The organism is Polaribacter sp. SA4-12 (genome assembly GCF_002163675.1).
Lineage (GTDB): Bacteria > Bacteroidota > Bacteroidia > Flavobacteriales > Flavobacteriaceae > Polaribacter.
Genome location: NZ_CP019334.1, coordinates 3,210,433 through 3,232,987, shown reverse-complemented (window position 1 = coordinate 3,232,987; position 22,555 = coordinate 3,210,433). Strand labels below are relative to the sequence as shown.

The window sequence follows — 22,555 nt, the reverse complement described above, 5'->3', positions numbered from 1 at the left end:
TCAATAGAAAGTTACAACGTTTATAGACAAAAAAATCAATGGTTTTAATAAATATGATGTAACTTATTTATTAAACAACATCCTTATTAACGAAGCTTTTAAATAGGTTTGCTCCAAAAATCAGAACAGAAAGACAAATTACAGAAAGAATAAAACGTAAGTCTAATTCCCAAAAATTAAACAAAAACGAACTTAATGAAATAAGAAAAAGGTGAAACACTGATAGAATCAAATTTGTTTTAATTTTAAAAAATAAAAAGAACAGATATAATCCAGAAAAAATAAGAAGTGAAAAGAGTGGAATATTATCAACCCAAGTATTCATAATACTCAATTTCCACCCCATAGTTTCATTAATATTAAAAAAATTAACAAAAATCTTCCCAATTAAGTCAAATACAAAAGAAGCAATTAAAACCAATATTGCCATTCCTTTTGTTAAAGGTTCTCTATATTTTTCTATGAATGAAATCATTCTGTTATCTTTTTTTTGATTATTCAAGAAACTTACAAGCTATGTTTGTCTTCTTATTACAAGATTTTTGTTGCTTTTACGAATGCTTTTTTCCAGTATTTTTCTGATAACGAAGAAACAATAACTCCTCTTGATGAAGTTGCATGTATAAACCGAATTTGTCCTTTTTTATGAGAAACCACCAAACCTACATGGTTGATACTTCTTCTTCTATTTGAGGTTCTAAAAAACAATAAATCTCCTTTTTCAACTTTACTTAAAGAGATTTTTCTTCCCTTTTTAGCCATATCTCTAGAAACTCTTGGCAAATGAATGTTTTCATTCCCAAAAGCAACAAAAACGATTCCGGAGCAATCCATTCCGCTTTTTGTTGTTCCTCCAAATCTATAACGAACACCTTTATATTCTAAAGCATTTGCTACAATTTTATCAACTTTAGAAATTGGTTTTTTCTTAGTTTTAACAACAGTTTTAGAAGATGAACAAGAACTCATCATTAAAGAAAACAAAACCGCTAAAAATAGTATTTTCTTCAAACTGAACCTTATTTTAAATTACTTACAATTTGTTTCGCTACTTTTTCGGAAGCACCTTTTCCTCCCAATAATTTTTCTAATTCAAAGTATTCTAAAAACAGCTTTTCACGATGGTTTTCATCTAGAATTTTAGTCAACTCTGTTTTTAAATTTTTAGTATTAAAATCATTCTGAATTAATTCTTTAACAACTTCCTTATCCATAATTAAATTCACCAAAGAAATAAATTTTAAAGTGATAATTCTTTTTGCAATCTGATACGAAATAGCACCTCCTTTATAACAAACTACTTGTGGCACTTTAAACAAAGCAGTTTCTAAAGTTGCAGTTCCAGAAGCAACTAAAGCTGCATAAGAAATACTCAATAAATCGTAGGTTTTATTGTTGATAAAACTCACTTTTCTCTTTCCTATAATATTCTGATAAAAACTTAAATCTTGACTTGGAGCACCTGCAATTACAAATTGATATTTAGAAAAATCATCAACCATAGACAACATTACAGAAAGCATTTTTGTAATTTCTTGCTTTCTACTCCCTGGTAATAAAGCAATAATAGGCTTCTCTGTTAAGTTGTATTCTTTCTTAAAAGCAACCTCATCTACTTGCTTTCTATCTGCAATTCCATCAATTAAAGGATGCCCAACAAATTGAACTTTGTAATTATATTTGTCGTAAAACTCTTTTTCAAAAGGAAGAATTACAAACATTTGATCAATATCTCTTTTAATGTCTTCTACTCTACTTGCTCTACTTGCCCAAACTTGTGGCGAAATATAATAATTGGTTCTAAAACCTTTTTCTTTTGCCCATTTTGCAACTCGTAAATTAAAGCCTGAATTATCTATAAAAATAATAACATCTGGATTGAATTCTGCAATATCTTTTTTACAAACTTTTATAAAACCTAATACTTTAGAAAGATTCATTAATACTTCGAAAAAGCCCATAAAAGCTCGTTCTTTATAATGACTTACTAAAGTTCCGCCAACGTGTTGCATTAAATCTCCACCCCAAAAACGAATATCTGCATTTGCATCTTCTTTATACAATGCTTTCATTAAATTTGAACCATGTAAATCTCCAGATGCTTCACCAGCAATGATGTAATATTTCATATTTTCTAAGTTAGAAAAACTTTAAAACTAAAGTTGTAAATGCAATTAAAATGGTTGCTAACAAAACTCCTTTTGCTTTGTTATCTTGTTTCTTTTTGATAAAAATAAAGAACACAAATAAATTAGGAATTGCAGCTAAAGACAATACTTTTCCGTACAATTTTCCTTCTCTAATTAAATCTATGGTTTCGTAAAACCCATATCTTGAAAAATATTCTAAATATAAGAAAACACCTCCAAAAGTTGCAAATAACGAAACTAAAATCCCTATTAAAATGTGCTTTTTTACAGTTCCCAAGAATTTAATTTTTGAATCATATGATGAGCAGTCATATCAAATTGAACAGGAACCACAGAAATATATCCACTTTCTAAAGCAAATATATCTGTATCTTGACCTTTATCTTTATTCACAAATTCACCTGAAAGCCAGTAATATTCTTTACCTAAAGGATTTTTACGTTTATCAAAATTTTCTTTCCAATACCCATTTGCTTGTCTACAAATTTTAACTCCTTTTATCTCTTCCTTTTTTAATTTAGGGATATTTACATTTAAAATAATCCCTTCAGGAATACCGTTTAACAAGGCGTTTAATGTAATATTCTTTACATAATCTTCAGAAGATTTAAAATCTGCATGTAGTTTATAGTCTAATAAAGAAAACCCAATTGCAGGAATTCCTTCTATACCAGCTTCAATTGCTGCACTCATTGTTCCTGAATAAATAACACTTATTGAAGAATTTGCGCCATGATTAATACCAGAAACACACAAATCTGGTTTTCTATTTAAAATTTCATTAATAGCCATTTTTACACAATCTGCAGGTGTACCAGAACATGTATACTCTAATTGCGGGCCTTCATCAATTGTAATAGGATTGCAAGTCAAAACATTATCAACTGTAATTGCATGTCCCATTCCACTTTGTGGACTATCAGGTGCAACTACAACAACTTCACCTATTTTATTCATTATTGTAATTAAAGCTCTTAAACCTGGAGCTGTAATTCCATCATCATTAGTAATTAAAATTAATGGTTTGTCTTGCATTTATAAAATTTTAGATACAAATGTAATTGATTTTATACTATTTTCTTTTTAACATTTTGTAAAGAATAAAATTTCTCTTTTTTACGTAATATTGTAGTAGACCAAGGTTGTTTTTAAATTATATAAGAAGAAACACAAATGGAAATTATTTCTTAAACTTTTAAAGGAATATATACTTACTAAAAAATTTGGCATTATTTTAGTAGATTAGCAAAGCACAACTAGTAATTACTGAACAAGAATCACGACATAAAATTTATGAATACAAAATTTAAAATAACCTCATTTTTATTAGCAACGCTAATATTTTTAAGCAGCATACAAACACAGGCATCAAATTTAGATACCGATTCAGATCCGGAAAAGGATAAAATATTAGTTTATATTTTAAGAAACATCCTTACGAGAAGTCATTTTGTTGTAAAAGATATGAATGATGATTTTTCTGAATATGTTTATAATGAATTTATTGATGGCTTAGATCCAAATAAAAGATACTTTACTCAAAAAGATATTAAAGATTTTTCGAAATTTAAATATGAAATTGATAATCAATTATTAAAAGAAGATGTTTCTTTTTACAACTTGGTATATGAAAGATTTTCTAGCAAAATTAAAAATGCAAAATCTTATTATGGAGATTTATTAGCACAACCATTTAACTTTAAGAAAAAAGAAACAATTGATGTTGATTATGAAAAAGTTTCGTTTGCTAAAAATGAAAATGAATTAATAAATTACTGGCGCAAACAACTTAAATTAAGCACATTAATTAGAATTCAAGATAAAATTGAAAAGCAAAAAGGAAAAGTAATAAAAGACCAAAAATATAAAGTTAAAAATTTTAAGACTTTAGAAAAAGAAGCGCGTTTAGAGGTTCTTAAAAACATGGATGACTTATATGTTAGAATTGAAGAATTAGAGCATGAAGATTGGTTTTCTACTTTTTTAAATAGTGTTGTTGGTGCTTTTGACCCACATACAACTTATATGGCGCCAAGTATTAAAGAACGTTTTGACCAGGATATGTCTGGTAAACTAGAAGGAATTGGAGCTAGATTACAGAAAAAAGGAATTTATACACATGTTTTTGAATTGGTTTCTGGAGGTCCTGCATGGAAACAAGGAGATTTAGAAGCTGGTGATATTATATTAGAAGTTGCCCAAGGAAGGAAAAAAGCTTTAGATATTGTTGGTATGCGTTTAGATGATGCTATTAAATTTATCAAAGGAAAAAAAGGAACTGAAGTTAGACTTACCGTTAAGAAAAAATTAGATGGTTCTACCAAAATAATTTCTATTATTAGAGATGTTGTAGAACTAGAAGAAACTTTTGTAAAATCTAGTATTGTAGAAAAAGAAGGTAAAAAATACGGAATTATAGATTTGCCTAAATTTTACATAGATTTTGATGAAAAAAACTATAGAGATTCTGCAAAAGACATGGAGAAAGAAATCGAAAGATTGAAAAGCGAAGGTGTTACTGGTTTAATTGTAGATTTAAGAAATAATGGTGGCGGTTCTTTAAAAACGGCTATAGAAATTAGTGGTTTATTTATTAATGAAGGTCCTATTGTACAAGTAAAATATAGAGGTGAAAACCCTATAATAAAAAAAGATATTGATCCTAAAGTTCAATGGGAAGGAGCTGTAGTTGTTTTAGTGAATGAATTTTCTGCTTCTGCTTCAGAAATTTTTGCAGCTGCAATGCAAGATTATAGAAGAGCTATTATAATTGGAGGAAACCAAACGTATGGTAAAGGAACTGTACAAAGCGTTCTACCAATTAATCAGTTTACTAAATATGATAAAAATTTAGGAGCGTTAAAAATGACGATTCAAAAATTCTATAGAATTAATGGTGGGTCAACTCAAATTGAAGGTGTGTACTCAGACATCGCAATACCAAGTAGATATAGTTATATGAAATTAGGAGAAAGAGATTTAGATGGCGCATTAATTTGGGATAAAGTGAATCAAGCAGAATATACGCAAACAAATTCTTATGAAAACTTTTCTGATGTAATTTTTAACAGCAAACAAAGAATTGCTGCTGATTCTAAATTTAAATTGATAAATGAATATGCAAAATGGTTAAAAGAGAATCAAGATGATACTTCTTATTCTTTAAACTATAAAATGTTCGAAAAAGAAAATATTGCTCATGAAAAAGATGCTGAAAAATTTAAATCTGTTTTCGATTATAAATCTGATTTAAATTTTACTTCTCCAGAATATGAACTTTCTCTATTTAAAAAAGATACTGCTTTAGCAGACAAAAGATTGGCATGGCATAAAAACTTATCTAAAGATGTTTATGTTTTTGAAGCATTAAATGTTTTAAGTGAATTAAAACTAAAACTTTCAAACCAAATAGTAAAACATTAAAACCTAAAAATCATCAATAATAGCCTGATAATATAACATTATATTATCAGGCTATTTTAAATACTAAAAAATGAGTTTTAAAGTAACATTTGCATCAAAATGGTCTGATTTTGACCCAAACAGACACATGCGTCATACAGCATATAATGACTATGCTGCAGAAGTAAGAGTTCGGTATTTTAGAGATCAGAATTTCTCTATAGAAGAATTTACAAAACACAATATTGGCCCTATTTTATTTACTGAAGAGACTTCTTTTAGAAAAGAAATACATTTAGGAGAAAATATTACTGTAGATTTTAAATTGTCTGGTTTATCAAAAAATAATGAACGTTGGAAAATAACACATCATGTTTTTAATGAAGCTGGAAAGTTATCAGCAATTATAAAAGTATATGGAGCTTGGATAGACTTAACTAAAAGAAAGCTAACAGTTCCGCCAGAAGAAGCACAACACTTGTTTGATATTGCAGAACGAAGTGACGATTTCAAAGAAATTTCACTTACAAGAAGTTAGAAACTTAAAAAAGTGTTAGTGTTTTCATTCTTGATTAGGTGAGAAACCATATTAATCTAACTTTAAGTTCCTATTCGTTTTATAATATCTAAAGTAATTGCATACTTTTAATCTTTATAACAAAAAAAATCGTCTAAATTTCTTTAGACGATTTTTTTATGATTAATTATTTGGTGATTTCTACCAGAATAAAGCATATAATACTGCAAGTAAGATACATACTATAAAAGAACCAATATTAAATAAAGGTGTAGTTTTAAATAAGTCTTTACTTAACTCAATACCTTTAGGGTCGTCAATATATTCAGTGATAATTTCAAACTTGTATGGAGATTTAGACTCAATTGCATATTGTCTTTTACTTTGAATATTACTTAAAACGATCGTAATTATCATCGTCAATAAAGTTGCAATTCCCATTTGATGCATCCAAGGTTCAAATACTGCAATAGGAATAAACTTTAATGCTAATGCAATTGGAATAGATAAAACTGCTCCCCAAATTGCTGCATTATTAGTTGTTTTCTTATAAAACAAACCTAACATAAAAACTGCTAAAATACCTGGACTTACAATACCTGTATATTCTTGAATAAACTGAAATGCTTGATCTATTCCTCCTAAAAGTGGAGCAACAATAACGGCAATCAATAAAGCAACACCTCCAGAAATTCTACCAACATTTACTGTTTTTTTATCACTCGCATTTTTATCTATATACTGCTTATAAATATCCATTGTAAAAATGGTAGATGTAGAGTTAACCATAGAAGCTAATGAAGAAACCACAGCTGCAGCTAAAGCAGCAAAAGCAACACCTTTAAGACCTGTTGGTAAAAATTGTAATAACCAAGGATATGCTTTATCAGCTTGTCCTGCAGATGGTGTATTTAACATACCTGCCCCACCTAAATTGGCCATAATATCTGGATCATTTACCATAACATATGCTGCAATACCTGGTATAACAACTATAAATGGAATAAGTAATTTTAAAAATGCCGCTAATAAGATTCCTTTTTGAGATTCTTTTAAAGATTTAGCAGCTAAAGTTCTTTGTATAATATATTGGTTGAAACCCCAATAGTATAAATTTGCAACCCATAAACCACCTACAAGTACCCAAATACCTGGTAAGTTTACATAGTTATCATTTGACTCTTCAAGTATCATATGAAATTTTTCTGGAGCTGCGTCCATTACTTTAGAGAATCCTGCTAATACTCCTTCTCCTCCAGAAACTGTATTCAATGCTAAGTACGTTGTAATTAACCCTCCTAAAACTAAGAAGACAACTTGTATCACATCTGTCCAAGCTACTGCAGATAAACCTCCGTAAAGAGAATACGCAGCTGCAAATAGAGCCAAACCAATAATAGCATACGTCATATCTACACCCATGATTGTTTCAATTGCCAAACCTCCTAGGTATAATACAGAAGCTAAGTTTACGAATACATATAGAGCTAACCAGAAAACAGCTAAAATTGTCTTTAAATTGGTAGAAAAACGTTTCTCCACAAATTCTGGAATTGTATACAATCCTTTTTCGATAAAAATTGGTAAGAAATATTTACCCACTATTATTAATGTTAATGCTGCCATCCACTCATAAGAAGCTATTGCAATACCCAAAGCAAATCCAGAACCAGACATTCCGATAAATTGTTCTGCTGAAATATTTGCCGCAATTAATGAGGTACCAATTGCCCACCATGGTAAAGATTTACTGGCTAAAAAATAATCTTCAGCGTTTTTTTGATGGCCATCTTTATCTCTTGAAACCCACAAACCAACTCCTAAAATTAAAATGGCATATGCAATGAAAACTACATAATCCCACGTTCCAAATCCTGCTGTCATAATTGTTATTTTTGTTTAGTTTAATTAATTAATTCTGTAAATATTGATTTTTTTATTTTTTGAATTGTTTACTTCCGTAAATTAAATGTGTTTTTAAGTAAATAGATGAAACAAATCGGTTTTTATTTAACTCAAATGGTGGATTTCAACAATTAAGTAAGTTTTCTTTACCATTTTATGTTCATCCAATAAAAATTAAGTAGCAAAGATGTAAAAAAAAGTATTCTTTCAAGTATAAATATACAAATATTTTTAAATAAAAACATACTAGACCCTACTAGTTGGTTTTTATTTAAAAAAGTTATAACTTTGTCTTACTTATGATCTCAATTAAAAAAAAATCTAGTATTCCAAAATATAAGCAAATAATAACTGCTATAGAAAACGCTATTTTGAATGGAGAATTAAAAAAAGGAGACCAACTACCTTCTATTAATACTCTAAAAAATAAAAACAAACTATCTAGAGATACTGTTTTAACAGCTTTTAATGATCTTAAAAATAGAGGCATCATTCAATCTGTAGTTGGTAAAGGATATTATGTCTCTAGCGAAAATATAAATGTACAGCAAAAAATATTTTTACTTTTTGATGAGTTAAATTCATTTAAAGAAGATTTATATAATTCTTTTTTAGAAAATTTAGGAGAACATATTCAAGTAGACATTTTCTTTCATCACTTTAACCAAAAAATATTTGATAAATTAATAAACGACAATTCTGGTGATTACAATTACTATGTAATTATGCCTGCAAATTTTAAAAATACTAGTAAAATTATTGAAATTTTACCAAAAGATAAAGTGTATATTTTAGATCAAATTCATGAGGATTTAGAAAACTACCCATCTATTTATCAAAATTTCGAAAAAACTATCTATACCAATTTAAATACAATTTCAGGATCAATAAAAAAATATCAAAAACTTAATCTTATAGCTTTAAACCATAATCAGCCTAAAAGCTTAATAAAAGGTTTTGTTCAATTCTGTGAAGAAAAAGAAATCCCTTTTGAGATAATAGAAAAAACATCAGAACAACTTTTAACAAAAGGTGAGTTATTTATAATTCCTGATGATAAAAGTTTATTAAGGATTATAAAAAAAATGAAAAAACAAAATTTCGTTTTAGGTCAAGATATTGGAGTTATTTCTTACAATGACACCTTACTTAAGGAAATTGTAGAAGGAGGAATTACAACAATCACAACTGACTTTAATGAAATGGGAAAAAGATTAGCTCAAATGATTTTGAATAAAGAACAATTGAAAATAGAAAACCCAAACAAACTTATTATTAGAAACTCAATATAGAAAACTGTGTATACAATAAACCACAACAAAGAGGCAAATATTTTAGAAGTAAAAAATTCTGACAATTCAGTTTTCGGAAAAATTTACTTAAACCAAGGAGCTAGTTTACAAGAATTAACTTTAGGAGGAAAAACAATTATTCAAGATTTAACTCCCTTAACCTATAATTCTACGTTCGCTTCTTCAATTTTATTTCCGTTTGCAAATAGAATTAAAGACGGAATATATTCTTTTAATAATGAAAGTTTTCAACTAGAAAAAAATCAAGAAGAAGAAAAAAATGCGCTTCATGGCTATGTTTATGATAAAACATTTAACGTAATCGAAAAAGAAGTTTCTCTTGATACCGCTAAAATAACTTTAGAATATACAGAGCATACCAAAACTGCAGGTTTTCCTTATACGTATTCGATTCAAGTAACTTATATTTTTAATAATGATACTTTAAGTTTACAACTTAATGTAAAAAACACAGATGATAACGCTTTTCCATTTACAATGGGATGGCATCCTTATTTTATAAGTGATAATTTATCAAAAAGCACTTTAAATTTTGATTGTGATCAACAAGTAATTATTGGAGATAGAAACATTACTACTGGAGTTAAAGATGTTAATTCTAAAGTTGCATTAGATATTGAAGACAAACAATTAGATGATTGTTGGGTTTTAAATTCTGATAAAGTTCAGTTTAACACTCCAAAATATCAATTAAACTTTTCTTCTTCTGTAAAAGATAACTTTTTACAAGCTTATACTCCACCGAGATTAAATACAATAGCTATAGAACCTACAACAGGTGTTTCAGATAGTTTTAATAATAAAATAGGTTTACAAACTTTACAACCAAACAAAGAACACTCCATTACTTGGAAAATAAACATTAATAACATTTAACGATATTCAAATGAGTGCAACACTAATTAAGGATGTTAAAGATACATTCATCGATAAATTTAAAACAGAACCTTTATTAATTTTTTCTCCTGGAAGAATAAACATTATTGGAGAACATACAGATTATAATGATGGTTTTGTATTTCCTGCAGCTGTAAACAAAGGAATTGCAGCAGCAGTTCAAAAAAGTGATTCTGCTAGCTCTACAGCTATTGCTTTAGATCTAGACAGTACAATAGAGTTTGAACTGGATAAATTAAAACCTTCTAAAGAAGGAAGTTGGGAGAACTATGTTTTTGGTGTTGTTGCAGAAATTCAAAATAAAAATAAAGTTATCGGTAATTTTAACATCATTTTTAAAGGAAATATTCCTGGAGGAGCTGGTATGTCATCTTCTGCTGCTTTAGAAAACAGTGTTGTTTTTGGATTAAATGAAATTTTCGATTTAGGACTTACTAAGCACGAAATGATTTTAATATCGCAAAAAGCTGAACATAATTATGTGGGTGTAAACTGCGGAATTATGGATCAATACGCTAGTATGTTTGGTATTAAAGACAATGCTTTACACTTAGATTGCAGAACTGTGGAGTCTAAACCATATAAAATTGATTTTAAAGATCATCAATTAATGTTGATTAACACAAACGTAAAACACAGTTTATCTGATAGTGCTTATAATGATAGACGTTCAGCTTGTGAAGGAGTTTCTGAATTATTAGGAATAAAAGCGTTAAGAGATGCTACTGAAGCAGATTTAGAAACTATTAAAGACAAGGTTACACCTGCTAACTATCAAAAAGCTTTATTCGTTATTCAAGAAAACGAAAGAACTCTAAAAGCAGCAAAAGCAATTGAAGATAATGATTTAGAATTATTAGGTTCTTTAATTTATCAATCTCACGAAGGTTTATCTAATCAATATTTTGTGAGTTGTGATGAGTTAGACTTTTTGGTTGATCAAGCAAAGCAAAACAAAGAGGTTTTAGGAGCAAGAATGATGGGTGGTGGTTTTGGTGGTTGTACGATCAATTTAATTTCAAAAAGTGAAGCTAAAGCATTTGCCGAAACAGCATCTAAGGCTTACAAAAATAAATTCGACAATGAATGTTCAGTATATTTTATTGAACTTTCTGAAGGAACACATATCGTAAAATAATCAACTACAAGACTAAAAGATGAGTACTACTAATTTACAAGATTATTCGCATAAGCGATTTAATATTCTTACAGGAGAATGGGTTTTAGTTTCTCCACACAGAGCTAAAAGACCTTGGCAAGGACAAAACGAAGAAGTAAATAACGAAAAAAGAGCATCTCATGATGAATCTTGTTATTTATGTGCTGGAAACACAAGAATTAACGGAGAAGTAAATCCGGAGTATAAAGATGTTTTTGTTTTTACTAACGATTTTGCAGCTTTACAAAACGATTCACCAACATTTAATGTAAATGATGGTCTTTTAAAAGCAGAAAGTGAAACTGGTATTTGTAAAGTAATTTGCTTTAGCCCAGATCATTCAAAAAGTTTAGCAGACATGTCTGCTTCAGAAATTCAAAAAGTAGTTTTTGCTTGGCAAAGAGAATTTAAAGAATTGTCTGAAAATCCTAAAATCAATTATGTTCAAATTTTTGAAAATAAGGGAGCTGTAATGGGATGTAGTAATCCACATCCACATGGACAAATCTGGAGTCAATCTTCTTTACCAAACGAAGTTGATAAAAAGAACACACAACAATTAAATTACTTTAACGACAAGAAAAGTAGTTTATTAGGTGATTATTTAACACAAGAATTAGAAAAGAAAGAACGTATTATTTTTGAAAATGATGGTTTTGTAGTTTTAGTTCCTTTCTGGGCTATTTGGCCATTTGAAGCAATGATTGTTCCTAAAAAACATCAAGCGAATATTTTAGAAATGAATGAAGAAGAAGCTTTACAATATGGAGAAGCAATTGCTGTTTTAACCAAAGCTTATGATAAAATATTTAATACTTCTTTCCCATATTCTAGTGGTATTCATCAAGCGCCAACAGATGGAAATGACAATAAGCATTGGCATTGGCATATGAGTTTTTATCCACCATTATTAAGAAGCGCTTCTGTAAAGAAATTTATGGTAGGTTATGAAATGTTTGGAACTCCGCAAAGAGATATTACTGCTGAACAAGCTGTAAAAATGATAAAAGACTGTTTGTAAAACAACAAACTTCTAAAAGCAAAAAGCTTCTCATTGAGAAGCTTTTTTTATTTGTCAGGATATCTTTTAAACCTTATAATTATCAAAAAAAAATCATTCCAAGTTAATTACAATTTTACTTGATTTTATTCCTTTTACATTCGCAATAACTTCAACTTTTCCTGCTTTATCATTCGCTTGAATAATCAATAGTGTTCTACCTTTATAAGTTGTATTTATATTTGTTTTAAATTTCTGAATACTATTTTTCCACCCATTATCAACTCCTAATAATTCTACATCTCCTTTAATTTTAAAAGTAATTTCTTTTTCATCCGTTTTAACTGGATTACCTTTCTCATCGACTAATTGAGCAATAATGTGCGAAACATCATAATTATTTGCTTTTATATTTTTCTCTTCAGAAGTCAATATAATTGCAGTTGATTTTCTAGCAGTATTTATTTCTGAAACAAATGCTTTACCCTCTTTTTTTCCTTTAGCAACCAATTTACCATCAGTAAAAGGAACTCCCCATTTGTAAATATGATCTTCAAAATCTAATAATTTTTTAAGACCTAAAGATTTTCCATTCAAGAATAATTCAATTTCATCACAATTTGAATACAATTCAACAGAAATAACATCACCTACTTTATAATTCCAATGTTCATTAATATCATACCATTCCCATAATTGTTTTTTCCATTTTTCAGGATCTTTAGGAACAATTTTTCCATTATAATCAATTTTATTTAATGACTTTTCAATGTTTTGAGTTGCAAAATAAATATGAGGATCTTTAGACCATAATGTTTTCATCATATGATAAGAACCTTTTGTAAAACCAGCAGTGTTTAACAATCCTGAAGGCTGAACCCTTGTTGGCCAAGGATCTCTTATTTCTCCCATATAATCGAAACCAGTCCAAAGAAAAATTCCAGAAATGTGGGGTCTTTCTAAAACAGCTTTCCATTCGTGATATTGTGCTAAGTTTTCTGTGCCCAAAATTGGTTTGTTTGGGTAATTTTTATGGCCATAATCGTATAATACTCTTCTGTAACTATAACCAACAACATCTAAAGCATCTGCATAACCAGATAAATGACTTGCAGAAGGTAAAATACAATTTGCAGTAACAGAACGAGTTACATCTAACTCTTTTGTCCAATCAGATAATTTTTGTGCAGTTTCTCCAATATCATACTTACCTCTTGGAAGTGTTTCTAACTGTTCTTTAATTTCATCTGTAGAATAAGGCGATTCAGACCAAAAATAGTTTCCACCCCAGCTCATATTATTAAAAAATCCGGTTGCAGCGGCATTTCGAGGATAGGTCCATTCAATTTCATTTCCAATACTCCATTGAAAAACTGACGGGTGATTTCTATGACTTAACACAACTGCCTGTAAATCTTTTTTAGCCCACTCTTGAAAATATTCTCCGTAACCACGTGTAATGTAATCTGTACTTTTAGATTCGTTTTGATTGTAACGTTTGTCTTTTGGATTGTCCCATTCATCAAAAAATTCATCTTGAACTAAAAACCCCATTTCATCACATAAATCTAATAATTCATTTGAGGCAGGATTATGTGAAACACGAATAGCATTAACACCTGCATCTTTTAAAATTTGCAGTCTTCTTCTTAAAACTCCTTTCGGAATTGCAGTACCAACCATACCAGCGTCGTGATGAATACAAACACCTTTAATCTTCATATTTTCTCCATTTAGGAAAAAACCTTTATCTGCATCAAACTTTACATTTCTTATTCCAAAATCGGTAGTATAAGAATCTACTTCTTTAGAATTTGTAAGTATTAAAGTAACAGCCTTATAAAGATTAGGGTTATCAATATCCCATAAAGAAGGATTCAATACATTTATATTTTGACTAACTTTTTCTAAAGAATTTCCTTTTAGTTTAATATCAGAAGTTACAGTATTAACTTCATTATTATTCGCATCAATAATTGTTGTTCTTACAGTTATATTTTCTTCTGAAGAAAAATCATTTTTGACTGAAACCTCAATATTTATAGTTGCTTTTTCTTTAGAAACCTGAGGTGTTGTAATAAATGTTCCCCAAACAGGAATGTGTAATTTATTTACACTAATCAATTCTACATTTCTATAAATTCCTGCTCCAGTATACCATCTACTATCAGCAAATCTAGAATGATCCACCTTAACATAAATCACATTTTTTTTTCCATCTTTATTTAAATATTCAGAAATATTAAAGTAAAATGGAGAATATCCATAAGGATGAAATCCTAATTTTGTTCCGTTTATAGAAACTTCAGAATTATTATAAACTCCATCAAATAAGATATATGTTACTTTATTTTCATCAAAAGGAATATCAAAAATCTTTTTATAATAACCATATCCTTTACTTGCTAAATATCCAGTTCCAATCGCATCATCTCCCAATGATTTATCAAACTCATTTTCAACCGCCCAATCATGTGGTAGGTTCAATGTTTTAAATTCTGAGTGCGAAATTGAATTTATATGAACATTTTCTTGAGATAACGAAAATTCCCAATTCAAATTAAAATCAGAATTTCTTGAAAACTCTACATTATTTTTTGAAGAACAACTTAGCAAAACAAAAACTGTCAAAAAAAGCAAGGATATTTTTTTCATTTTTTAATTTTTTCCTTCTGTAAAAATCAGGTTAATTATTTAGATATAATAATACATTTGATTAAAAGACGAACACTTTTAACCTATTTATTACCAAAATCAAAAAGGGAAAAACAATTTATTGCACTTAAGTTGTACCCAATAAAAAACCTTTCAAAGAAAAATCTTTGAAAGGTTTATATTGTACAGGCGGAGAGACTCGAACTCTCACACCTCGCGGCACTAGATCCTAAGTCTAGCGTGTCTACCAATTCCACCACGCCTGCAACTTATCCAATTTAATTGGGATGCAAATATAAACAATACTTGCAAACTGCAAAGCAGTTCATTATAATTTTTCTACTTTTGATATAGAAAAAAAAATATCACAATGAATAATATACAATCTTATATAAAAGACAACAAAGAACGTTTCTTAAACGAGTTAGTCGATTTACTTAAAATTCCATCTGTAAGTGCCGATTCTGCTTACAAAAAGGATGTTTTACTAACTGCCGATTTTGTTTTAAATAGTCTAAAAAAAGCAGGTTGCGACAATGTAGAAATGTGCGAAACTCCAGGATATCCAATTATTTATGGAGAAAAAATTATAGATAAAAGCTTACCAACTGTTTTAGTTTATGGTCATTATGACGTGCAACCAGCAGATCCAATAGAATTATGGACTTCTCCTCCATTCGAACCTGTAATTAAAAAAACAGAAACTCATCCTGAAGGAGCCATTTTTGCAAGAGGTGCTTGTGATGATAAAGGACAAATGTATATGCACGTTAAAGCATTAGAATACATGACATCTACAGGGAATTTACCTTGTAATGTAAAATTTATGATTGAAGGTGAAGAAGAAGTTGGTTCTGAAAGTTTAGCTTGGTTTGTACCAAGAAACAAAGAAAAATTAGCGAACGATGTAATTTTAATTTCTGATACAGGAATGATTGCCAATGATATTCCTTCAATTACAACAGGTTTACGTGGTTTAAGTTATGTAGAAGTAGAAGTTACGGGTCCAAATAGAGATTTACATTCTGGTTTATATGGTGGTGCAGTTGCAAATCCTATTAATATTTTAACCAAAATGATCGCTTCTTTACATGATGAGAATAATCATATTACGATTCCTGGTTTTTATGATAATGTAGAAGAATTATCAACTGAAGAAAGAGCAGAAATGGCCAAAGCGCCGTTTTCTTTAGATAAATATAAGGATGCTTTAAAAATTGATGAAGTTCACGGAGAAGAAGGATATTCTACCAACGAACGTAATTCTATTCGCCCAACGTTAGACGTAAACGGAATTTGGGGAGGTTACATTGGTGAAGGAGCAAAAACTGTAATTGCAAGTAAAGCATTTGCTAAAATTTCTATGCGTTTAGTTCCTAATCAAGATTGGAGAAACATTACTGAATTATTCAAAAATCATTTTGAAAGTATCGGTTCAAAATCTGTAACTGTAAAAGTAACACCTCATCATGGAGGTCAAGGTTATGTAACACCAACAAATAATATTGCGTATCAAGCAGCTAGTCAAGCGTATGAAACTAGTTTTGGTAAAACTCCAATTCCACAAAGAAGTGGAGGAAGTATTCCTATTGTTGCGTTGTTTGAACAAGAATTAAAAAGCAAAACTATTTTAATGGGATTTGGTTTAGATTCTGATGCAATTCACTCACCTAACGAGCATTTTGGGGTTTGGAATTACTTAAAAGGTATTGAAACGATTCCTTATTTTTATAAATATTTTACAGAGTTATCAAAATAAAAAACAATCACATTTAGCTTGTCGAATATAATTTCGGCAAGCTTTTTTTACACTTCTATTTAATCTACTCTTTATGAAATATCGTTTTTCTCTTCTACTTTTTTTGACATTAATCTGTTCTTTAAGTTCATGTTCTCAAGGATTGTTAGGAGAAAAAAGCAATTTCACAAGACAAGATACTTTAAGAGGTTCAATTACTCCAGAAAGAATTTGGTGGGATTTAACTTACTATCATTTAGAAGTAAACGTAAACCCTGATAAAAAATACATTTCAGGAAAAAACACGATTAAGTACAAGGTTTTAAGCGCTAATAAAACAATGCAAATTGATTTACAAGCACCTTTAACAATTACTAAAGTGATGCAAGATGGTAAAGAATTAAAAGTGATTCATGATGGAAATGCACATTTTGTAAAATTGATAAAAAATCAACATATAGGAAAAACGGAAACAGTTATTGTCTATTATCAAGGAAACCCTAAAGAAGCAATTAGAGCTCCTTGGGATGGAGGTTTTTCATGGAAAAAAGATAAAAACGGAAATCATTTTGTAGCAACTTCTTGTCAAGGTTTAGGAGCAAGTGTTTGGTGGCCTTGTAAAGATCACATGTATGACGAGGTTGAAAGTATGCGAATTAGTGTTACTATTCCTTCTAATTTAATGGACGTTTCTAATGGTAAATTAGAAAGTGTAGAAGATAATGGTAGAACAAAAACGTATAATTGGTTTATAGACAATCCTATTAATAATTATGGTGTAAATGTAAACATTGGTAATTATGCGCATTTTTCTGAAGTCTTCAATGGAGAAAAAGGTTCTTTAGACATGGATTATTATATACTAAAAGACAATTTAGAGAAAGCAAAAAGTCATTTTAAAGATGCTCCAAAAATGATGAAAGCTTTTGAACATTGGTTTGGACCTTATCCTTTTTATAAAGACGGTTATAAATTGATAGAAGTACCTTATTTAGGTATGGAACACCAAAGTTCTGTTACTTATGGAAACAAATATATGCAAGGTTATTTAGGGCGTGATTTATCTGGAACTGGTTGGGGTTTAAAGTTCGATTTTATAATAATTCACGAATCTGGACATGAGTGGTTTGCTAATAATATTACCAATAAGGATATTGCAGATATGTGGATTCATGAAAGCTTTACCAATTATTCAGAAAATCTATTTTTAGATTATTACTATGGAAAAAAAGCTTCATCAGAATATGTAATCGGTACTAGAAAAGCGATTAAAAATAAAAACACCATTATTGGTCAATATGATGTAAATAATGAAGGCTCTGGAGATATGTATTATAAAGGAGGAAACATGCTTCATACCTTAAGACAGTTAATTAACAATGATGATAAATGGCGTTCTATTTTAAGAAAAATGAACAAAACATTTTATCATCAGACGGTTACATCTGTGCAAATTGAAGCGTTTTTATCCTCAGAAACTGGTTTTGACTTAACACCTTTCTTCAATCAATATTTAAGAGACATAAGAATTCCTACATTAGAATACTCTATTAAAAATAAGGTTTTAAATTACAAATGGACAAATGTTGTTGATGCTTTTAAAATGCCAATAAAAGTTACAATAAATGATAAAGAACAATGGATTTATCCTACAGAAGAACTGAAGAAAATGAATCTAAAATCTGAAAATTCAGAAATAAAAGTAGATCCAAATTTTTATATCTACACAAAAAACTAAATCATTTAATTAAATATGCTTTTATAATGTAATCTACTTTTGGGTATTTCTCTCTTAAAAAAGTATTTCCATATTTATTGATTTTTTCTTGTTGTCTGCCTAATTTATCGCCATAACCATTGTAAAATTTCAACACATTTTCTTTCCCTTCAATTACTTTTGCAATTACAGGAAAACCAGAAACACCAGAATAAGTTAATTTATCTAAACGATAATTATCTTTTAAATTGATAAAAATCTGATTCGATCTTGTTGCTATTCCACCTCTTGCAAATGCAAGTGTCATTGCATCATTTTTCTGAATTACAGGTTCGTCTTGAATTCCTTTTTCCCAACTTTTATTAATTAAAGAATCATTGTGAATTCCGAATTGAGCAACAAAATCAGGTACTACTCTAAAAAGAGCAACATCATCATAATATCCATATTTTATTAACTGATAAAATCGATCTACACCTTTTGGCGACCATTCTCTGGTTGCTTCAATATCAAAATTTCCTTGTGTAGTTTCAAACCTAGCTTTAAAAGTTGCTGGCGCTTCTTTTTCTAACCATTTTTCTTTAAATTTTTTAGTCGCACAAGAAGTAAATAGTACAATACTAGCAATTAATAGAATATTATTTTTCATTTTTTTAATTCGTTTTCTCTTTATAACGCTACAAATATACCAAAATGAAGTTTCAAAAATGAACTCTACATTTGTAGAATCCATTTTTTTACTCTATGTTTGTAGAGCAAAAACAATATCCGATGCAATTATCTAAAACTGAAGAACAATTAATGCAATATTTATGGAAACGTAAAAAAGCATTTTTAAAAGAATTATTAGAAGATTTCCCTGAACCAAAACCAGCAACAACAACAGTTGCAACTTTGCTAAAAAGAATTTCTGATAAAGGTTTTATCGATTATAAATTGTTTGGTAAGTCTAGAGAATACTTTCCAATAATAAAGAAAACAGATTATTTTTCGAAACACGTAAATGGTTTAATTAAAAACTTCTTTAATGATTCTGCAAGTCAGTTTGCTTCTTTCTTTACAAAAGAAACAAATCTTTCTACAGAGGAATTAGAAGAATTAAAGAAGGTAATTGATAGTCAAATTAAAAAACAACAATAATGGTACTTTATCTTTTAAAATCTGCTGGTTGTTTAGCTCTTTTGCTTGCTTTCTACCATTTAGTTTTAGAACGTGAAAAGATGCACAAATTCAATCGTTTCTATTTGTTAGGCAGTGTTTTGTTTTCTTTTTTAGTTCCTGCTTTTGTTATTTATATAGAAGCTATTCCTAAAATAATAACATCAACACATTCAATAAGCTATTCTACATTAGAAACACCTGTTGAGAAAAGTATAAACTATACATTAATATTTACTAGTATTTACTTTATAATTTCTAGTGTTTTTACTTTTAGATTTGGTAAAAACTTATTTAAAATAATTAATAAAATTAAAAGGAATCAACATCAAAAACTAGATTATGCGACACTCGTTTTAGTGGATGATAAAATATTACCACATTCTTTTTTGAACTATATTTTTATCAATAAAGAAGAATACATTTCAGATAAAATTGAACCTGAATTAATAACGCACGAATTAACCCACGTTAATCAAAAACATACAATTGATGTATTAATAGTTGAATTTCTATACATCCTTTTTTGGATAAACCCATTATTTATCATTCTTAAAAAAGCAATACAATTAAATCACGAATTTTTAGCCGATAACAAAGTTATTGCTACTTATAAAAACACATCTCAATATCAGCATCTACTGCTAGGTAAAGCTGCTTGGAACAACGAATATTACTTGGCCAGTAATTTGAATTATTCACTTACTAAAAAAAGATTAACAATGATGACAACAAAGAGTTCAAACTCAAAAATATTAATAAAAAAACTCGCTATTATTCCGTTATTAGCTGGTTTTATATTCCTCTTTGCCAAAAGAGTTGAAGCAAAAAATGATAATTCAATATCAATTTCTGATTTAAAAATTAGTGAAATAAATAAAGATACAATTCCTTCTAATGTAGAAATAAAATATGAAAAACTATCAGCTACAAAATCTGAAGTAAGAGAATACAAAAAGCTATTAGCTAAAGGGAAAAAGGCTAAAATATTTAAACAGAAAGATGTACTAAAACTGCAGTATCTGTATAAAGTAATGTCTGAAAAACAAAAAAATTCTGTAGAGAATGTTTTTGATGTAATTCCACCACCTCCACCTCCAGTAAAAGAAAACAATAAGGAAATAAAATTTGCAACATCTCTTCCTCCTTCAGTTTCTCCCATAGTTCACATAATAAAAATGGCAAAAAAAGATGCTATTTTCATTTTTGAAGCTAAAGAAATCACATCAGATAAAGCAATTGAATTACTTAAGAAAAACAAGGATTTAAATATTGAGACAAGAAGTGAAAATTTAAAAAATCCGATTGTTAAAATTTTTAAAAAAGGAATTACTGTTAGAAGAATTGATACAGGAAAAAAAGTGAAACCAACTTATTACATAGATGGCAAGATTGTTTCCGAAAAAGAAATGAAAACATTGACCCCTGACAAGATAAAAAGTATAAATGTTAAAAAAAACAAAGATGGTTCTGGTTCTATTTATATAACAAGTAAAAAAACAATAACTATTAAAGAAATTGATACAAAACAAAAAAAAGAACCAACCTATTACTTAGACGGCAAGATTATATCAAAGGAAGAAATGGAAAATTTTAACTTTGAGAATATAAAAAATGTCAATGTTAAAAAAAATAAAGATGGTTCTGGGTCTGTTTATATAACAAGTAAAAAAGAGTAATCTAACCAACCTCAACTGAAAAAACCTCGAACATTCGAGGTTTTTTTATGTAACAAATTAGCTATAAACACGTTGTAACTATATAATCAAATAGAAAACTGTGCTTAAAAAATTCTTTATTACTTGTTCTGGAGTAGATAAAACGATTCTAAATAATTGTTCTGATGGCGAACAAAATAAATACGTTGGTATTGGCGCTACTGTATTTTTCACAGCTGTTATGGCTACAATTGCTGGAAGTTATGCACTATTTACAGTTTTTGATAACTTGTACGGTGCCATTTTCTTTGGAAGTATCTGGGGATTGTTAATCTTTAATTTAGACCGGTTTATTGTTTCTACAATTAAAAAGTCAGATTCTAAGTGGAAAGAATTTTCACAAGCTTCACCAAGAATTATTTTGGCAGTTATTATTGCGATTGTAATTTCTAAACCTTTAGAATTAAAGTTGTTTGAGAAAGAAATCAATCAGGTTTTATTGACAGAAAAAAACCAAATGACGTTGGATAATAAAACTCAGATTGCTGAACAATTTACGCCTGAAATTGTGAAAATAAATTCAGAAATTGATGGATTAAAACAAGAAATCACAACTCAAGAATCAAAAACCAATGCTTTGTATGAAACGTATATTTCTGAGGCAGAAGGCAGAAAAGGAACCAAATTATTAGGAAAAGGTCCTGTTTATAAAGAAAAACGAATAAAACACGACGCTGCTTTAACGGAACTGAATCAGCTTAAAAAAGACAATGCTGATAAAATAAGCACGAAAGAAACAGCAATTATAGACATACAAAAGAAACAAGAAGTATACGAAAGTAAAACACAACCTATCATTGCAAATTTTGATGGTTTAATGGCGAGAATAAATGCTCTTGGTAAATTACCTTGGTTGCCATCGTTCTTTATATTCTTATTGTTTTTAGCTATTGAAACGTCGCCAATATTTGCAAAATTAATTTCACCAAAAGGTGAATATGATTTTAAACTTCAAGATGAAGAAAGTGCTGTAAAAACGTGGGTAAAACAACAAGTTCAGCAAAGAGAAGAAATGCTGAAAGCAGATATTATTATAAATAACAAAGTTTATAAAGATATTACTGAAGAGGAAGAACTACATGCTTATAAACAAAAAATGGCTCGCGATTTAATGAAATTGCAAGCCGATTCTTTTTATAAAAAACAACAAAAAATGTTGTAGAAAATTTTAAATTTACTCGTCATTGCGAGGAACGAAGCAATCTCTTAATCAATAAACAGATTGC

At 28.9% G+C, this 22,555-nt stretch carries 19 protein-coding genes and 1 tRNA gene; 11 read left to right on the top strand and 9 right to left on the bottom strand.

The features are described 5' to 3' along the window. Positions 1-70: 70 nt before the first annotated feature. From BTO07_RS14060 to surE, 5 genes are read right to left on the bottom strand one after another with little or no spacing between them, the layout of a single operon-like run. A complete protein-coding gene (locus BTO07_RS14060; protein ID WP_157663355.1) occupies positions 71-475 on the bottom strand; it encodes a hypothetical protein in 405 nt (134 codons plus the stop codon). A gap of 56 nt (positions 476-531) precedes the next feature. Next, positions 532-1,011 (bottom strand): C40 family peptidase, encoded by a 480-nt coding sequence (locus tag BTO07_RS14055; RefSeq protein ID WP_232457039.1) that lies wholly within the window; start codon positions 1,009-1,011, stop codon positions 532-534. An 8-nt stretch (positions 1,012-1,019) separates the two neighbouring features. Then, the gene (gene lpxB / locus BTO07_RS14050; protein ID WP_087521831.1) at positions 1,020-2,129 is read right to left on the bottom strand and encodes a lipid-A-disaccharide synthase; all 1,110 of its coding nucleotides are present in this window, start codon (positions 2,127-2,129) and stop codon (positions 1,020-1,022) included. Between the two features lie 10 nt (positions 2,130-2,139). Further along, positions 2,140-2,427, bottom strand: a complete 288-nt coding sequence (locus BTO07_RS14045; protein WP_087521830.1) for a hypothetical protein — start codon at positions 2,425-2,427, stop codon at positions 2,140-2,142. Further along, a complete protein-coding gene (surE, locus tag BTO07_RS14040; protein WP_087521829.1) occupies positions 2,415-3,185 on the bottom strand; it encodes a 5'/3'-nucleotidase SurE in 771 nt (256 codons plus the stop codon). The genes BTO07_RS14045 and surE overlap by 13 nt, the downstream gene beginning before the upstream one ends. Before the next feature lie 258 nt (positions 3,186-3,443). On the opposite strand from surE, the gene BTO07_RS14035 reads away from it, so the two are divergent. Both BTO07_RS14035 and BTO07_RS14030 read left to right on the top strand, forming a co-directional pair. Then, positions 3,444-5,573 (top strand): carboxy terminal-processing peptidase, encoded by a 2,130-nt coding sequence (locus BTO07_RS14035; protein ID WP_087521828.1) that lies wholly within the window; start codon positions 3,444-3,446, stop codon positions 5,571-5,573. A gap of 70 nt (positions 5,574-5,643) precedes the next feature. Further along, complete coding sequence (locus BTO07_RS14030; RefSeq protein WP_087521827.1) at positions 5,644-6,090, top strand: acyl-CoA thioesterase; 447 nt, start codon at positions 5,644-5,646, stop codon at positions 6,088-6,090. A gap of 180 nt (positions 6,091-6,270) precedes the next feature. Here BTO07_RS14030 and BTO07_RS14025 read toward each other — a convergent pair whose 3' ends face one another. Further along, a complete protein-coding gene (locus tag BTO07_RS14025) occupies positions 6,271-7,953 on the bottom strand; it encodes a sodium/sugar symporter (RefSeq protein ID WP_087521826.1) in 1,683 nt (560 codons plus the stop codon). A gap of 320 nt (positions 7,954-8,273) precedes the next feature. Between BTO07_RS14025 and BTO07_RS14020 the strand changes: the two genes are divergently transcribed. From BTO07_RS14020 to BTO07_RS14005, 4 genes are read left to right on the top strand one after another with little or no spacing between them, the layout of a single operon-like run. Further along, positions 8,274-9,266, top strand: a complete 993-nt coding sequence (locus tag BTO07_RS14020; protein ID WP_087521825.1) for a GntR family transcriptional regulator — start codon at positions 8,274-8,276, stop codon at positions 9,264-9,266. Between the two features lie 6 nt (positions 9,267-9,272). After that, positions 9,273-10,163: an aldose 1-epimerase gene (locus tag BTO07_RS14015; protein ID WP_087521824.1), complete on the top strand. Its 891-nt coding sequence runs from the start codon at positions 9,273-9,275 to the stop codon at positions 10,161-10,163. Positions 10,164-10,173: 10 nt separating this feature from the next. Further along, positions 10,174-11,322, top strand: coding sequence for a galactokinase (galK, locus tag BTO07_RS14010; RefSeq protein WP_087521823.1), 1,149 nt, complete (start codon positions 10,174-10,176; stop codon positions 11,320-11,322). A 19-nt stretch (positions 11,323-11,341) separates the two neighbouring features. Continuing rightward, complete coding sequence (locus BTO07_RS14005) at positions 11,342-12,364, top strand: UDP-glucose--hexose-1-phosphate uridylyltransferase (protein ID WP_087521822.1); 1,023 nt, start codon at positions 11,342-11,344, stop codon at positions 12,362-12,364. A gap of 93 nt (positions 12,365-12,457) precedes the next feature. On the opposite strand, the gene BTO07_RS14000 is transcribed toward BTO07_RS14005, so the two are convergent. Beyond that, a complete protein-coding gene (locus BTO07_RS14000) occupies positions 12,458-14,998 on the bottom strand; it encodes a glycoside hydrolase family 2 TIM barrel-domain containing protein (protein ID WP_087521821.1) in 2,541 nt (846 codons plus the stop codon). Between the two features lie 184 nt (positions 14,999-15,182). Then, positions 15,183-15,264: transfer RNA gene (locus BTO07_RS13995), tRNA-Leu, on the bottom strand. A 104-nt stretch (positions 15,265-15,368) separates the two neighbouring features. Here BTO07_RS13995 and BTO07_RS13990 point away from each other — a divergent pair. Both BTO07_RS13990 and BTO07_RS13985 read left to right on the top strand, forming a co-directional pair. Then, complete coding sequence (locus BTO07_RS13990) at positions 15,369-16,757, top strand: dipeptidase (protein ID WP_087521820.1); 1,389 nt, start codon at positions 15,369-15,371, stop codon at positions 16,755-16,757. Between the two features lie 73 nt (positions 16,758-16,830). Then, positions 16,831-18,474 carry a M1 family metallopeptidase gene (locus BTO07_RS13985; protein WP_087521819.1) on the top strand — a complete coding sequence of 548 codons (1,644 nt, stop codon included), beginning with the start codon at positions 16,831-16,833 and terminating at the stop codon, positions 18,472-18,474. Between the two features lies 1 nt (position 18,475). Here the strand turns inward: BTO07_RS13985 and BTO07_RS13980 are convergent, their stop codons facing one another. After that, on the bottom strand, positions 18,476-19,102 hold the full coding sequence (locus BTO07_RS13980) for a peptidylprolyl isomerase (RefSeq protein WP_232457038.1): 627 nt from the start codon (positions 19,100-19,102) through the stop codon (positions 18,476-18,478). A 122-nt stretch (positions 19,103-19,224) separates the two neighbouring features. Here BTO07_RS13980 and BTO07_RS13975 point away from each other — a divergent pair, with 122 nt between their 5' ends. From BTO07_RS13975 to BTO07_RS13965, 3 genes are all read left to right on the top strand, one after another. Next, on the top strand, positions 19,225-19,593 hold the full coding sequence (locus tag BTO07_RS13975) for a BlaI/MecI/CopY family transcriptional regulator (RefSeq protein WP_087522659.1): 369 nt from the start codon (positions 19,225-19,227) through the stop codon (positions 19,591-19,593). Then, positions 19,593-21,290, top strand: coding sequence for a M56 family metallopeptidase (locus tag BTO07_RS13970; RefSeq protein ID WP_087521818.1), 1,698 nt, complete (start codon positions 19,593-19,595; stop codon positions 21,288-21,290). The genes BTO07_RS13975 and BTO07_RS13970 overlap by 1 nt, the downstream gene beginning before the upstream one ends. A gap of 100 nt (positions 21,291-21,390) precedes the next feature. After that, positions 21,391-22,491, top strand: coding sequence for a DUF4407 domain-containing protein (locus BTO07_RS13965; protein ID WP_087521817.1), 1,101 nt, complete (start codon positions 21,391-21,393; stop codon positions 22,489-22,491). Positions 22,492-22,555 lie beyond the last annotated feature (64 nt).

Bases quoted from the DNA above. Each gene is read 5' to 3' on its own strand.
- BTO07_RS14035 (WP_087521828.1), top strand. From the start codon at position 3,444: ATGAATACAAAATTTAAAATAACCTCATTTTTATTAGCAACGCTAATA.
- BTO07_RS14005 (WP_087521822.1), top strand. From the start codon at position 11,342: ATGAGTACTACTAATTTACAAGATTATTCGCATAAGCGATTTAATATT.
- BTO07_RS13975 (WP_087522659.1), top strand. From the start codon at position 19,225: ATGCAATTATCTAAAACTGAAGAACAATTAATGCAATATTTATGGAAA.
- BTO07_RS14030 (WP_087521827.1), top strand. From the start codon at position 5,644: ATGAGTTTTAAAGTAACATTTGCATCAAAATGGTCTGATTTTGACCCA.
- BTO07_RS13985 (WP_087521819.1), top strand. From the start codon at position 16,831: ATGAAATATCGTTTTTCTCTTCTACTTTTTTTGACATTAATCTGTTCT.
- surE (WP_087521829.1), bottom strand. From the start codon at position 3,185: ATGCAAGACAAACCATTAATTTTAATTACTAATGATGATGGAATTACA.
- BTO07_RS13980 (WP_232457038.1), bottom strand. From the start codon at position 19,102: ATGAAAAATAATATTCTATTAATTGCTAGTATTGTACTATTTACTTCT.
- lpxB (WP_087521831.1), bottom strand. From the start codon at position 2,129: ATGAAATATTACATCATTGCTGGTGAAGCATCTGGAGATTTACATGGT.
- BTO07_RS14020 (WP_087521825.1), top strand. From the start codon at position 8,274: ATGATCTCAATTAAAAAAAAATCTAGTATTCCAAAATATAAGCAAATA.
- BTO07_RS14000 (WP_087521821.1), bottom strand. From the start codon at position 14,998: ATGAAAAAAATATCCTTGCTTTTTTTGACAGTTTTTGTTTTGCTAAGT.
- BTO07_RS14025 (WP_087521826.1), bottom strand. From the start codon at position 7,953: ATGACAGCAGGATTTGGAACGTGGGATTATGTAGTTTTCATTGCATAT.
- BTO07_RS13990 (WP_087521820.1), top strand. From the start codon at position 15,369: ATGAATAATATACAATCTTATATAAAAGACAACAAAGAACGTTTCTTA.
- BTO07_RS14060 (WP_157663355.1), bottom strand. From the start codon at position 475: ATGATTTCATTCATAGAAAAATATAGAGAACCTTTAACAAAAGGAATG.
- galK (WP_087521823.1), top strand. From the start codon at position 10,174: ATGAGTGCAACACTAATTAAGGATGTTAAAGATACATTCATCGATAAA.
- BTO07_RS13970 (WP_087521818.1), top strand. From the start codon at position 19,593: ATGGTACTTTATCTTTTAAAATCTGCTGGTTGTTTAGCTCTTTTGCTT.